This window comes from Variovorax sp. E3 (assembly GCF_016082275.1).
GTDB lineage: Bacteria > Pseudomonadota > Gammaproteobacteria > Burkholderiales > Burkholderiaceae_C > Variovorax.
On the sequence record NZ_MOWM01000317.1, the window covers coordinates 1 to 1,870 of the forward strand.

The window sequence follows — 1,870 nt, forward strand, 5'->3', positions numbered from 1 at the left end:
AAAGAGGATTGATATGGGACAAATCACGGTATCGGTGGCTATAGCGCGGCTGCTGGAGAAGATGGGTACGGAGGTTGTCTTTGGCCTGAACGGGCATGGCAACTGGGGTCTACTTGACGCATTGGTCTACGAGACCAAGATCGACTGCATTGGCGCACGCATGGAGGACCAGGCGATTGAGTTGGCAGACGGATACTGGCGCTACAAGCGGGGTGCTCCGCTGCCGATCGTGACTACGAGCGTCGGCCCCGGTAACGCGAACATCATGCCCGCGGTGGCCACCGCCTTCTACGAGTCCGTGGGTATGCTGGTACTGGTCGGGGTCGGGGCGACGCACTGGTTCGACCGCGGCGGCATCGAGGAAGCGTACCGGGATGGTCCCGAGGACTTCGTGGGGGCTATTCGGCCGATCTGCAAGAGGGCAGTTATGGCCACGCGACCCGATACCTGCATCGACATGTTCCTGCGCGCCTACAAGACGGCGCTGACAGGGCGTCCAGGCCCTGTGGTCATGGCGATTCCGTTCGACATTCAGCATGCGCTGATCGACGAAGACAGCTTGCCCGATCCGCTGCCCTACATGCGTGTACGCCGTCCTGGCCCCGATCCGCAAGGCGTGGCTGACGCGATCGAGCTGCTGAAGAAGGCCAAGCGCCCACTGGTGGTGTTCGGCAGCGGCATTGCCAACAGCGGGGCGCATCAGGCTCTTCTGGACTTCGCCGAAGCGACGGGCACGCCTGTCGTTCCCACTTCGGCTGGCAAGGCGGCCTTCCCGGAGAAGCACCGCCTATCGGCGGGCGTGGTCGGCCGGGCGGGAACCATGCACGGCAACCACATGGCGCGGCGTTCGGACCTGATCATCGGCATTGGCACCCACTTCACAGACATCGATACCGGCGGCTGGACATTGTTCGATATTCCAGGCAACGCCAAGCTGATTCACGTCGACATCGACGAGAACGAACTGGGTCGGGCTTACCCGACCGAGGTGGCCCTGAACTCGGACGCCCGGCTGGCGCTGGAGGCTTTGACCAAGGCAGCCCAGGCAGCCGGGGTCAAGGAGCGCACGGACTGGACGGCGGAACTGAGCAAGGAGCGTGATGCCTTCAACGAATCGGTCAAGCCGCTGCGCGCCTCGAACATCTCGCCGCTTCACTATGCGCGCGTCTGCGAGGACGTGAGCCAGGTCATCGAGGAGAAGTGCCCCGAGATGTCGGTGTTCTTCGACACGGGCCACATGCTCAGCTTTGGTCCACCCTTCGTGCGCGCCTCTTCGCGCAATGTGTATCACAGCAGTTTCATGCACCGCATGGGCTGGAGCGCTTCGGCAGCGATCGGTGCCAGTTTGGCCAGCGGCGGCAAGCCTGCCGTTGCGCTTCTTGGTGATGGTTCCTTCATCATGCGTGCGACGGTCATGCTCACCGCCGTCGAGCAGAAGCTGCCCGTGATCGCAGTGGTCTTCGACAACAAGTCCCTGCAGATCGAGCGCGAGGCGATGCTCAAGATCTATGGTCGCGAATCGCTTTGCGACACACGCAAGAAAGGCGAGACTGAGCTTTGGGGGCCGGACTTCGTCAAGATGGCCGAAGGCATGGGCTGTGTCGGTGTGCGTGTCGAGAAGGCTGAGGACTTCAAAGCGGCATTCGAAGCTGCGTTCGCCAGCGGCCTGCCGACGGTGATCAGCGTTGCGACCGAGATCGAGACACCGCAATACCGTTCTGCCTGGTACCCATACCCGAAGAACTTCAACGACACCTGGAAGGCCGGCCCGGTTGCGGGGCAGGAAACCCACGGGTTCGTGATGCCCACCTTCACCAAGACAGAAGCGTGAGGGCCTTGCAATGAGTGCACTTGCATTGAAGGATCCGAA

1 protein-coding gene is annotated in these 1,870 nt (G+C 62.1%); it reads left to right on the forward strand.

Translation table 11 applies throughout. From position 1 onward, the window contains the following. Positions 1-1,831: thiamine pyrophosphate-binding protein (locus BMG07_RS40495; RefSeq protein ID WP_269759902.1), on the forward strand; the 1,831-nt coding region annotated here is incomplete at its 5' end. Between the last annotated feature and the right edge of the window lie 39 nt (positions 1,832-1,870).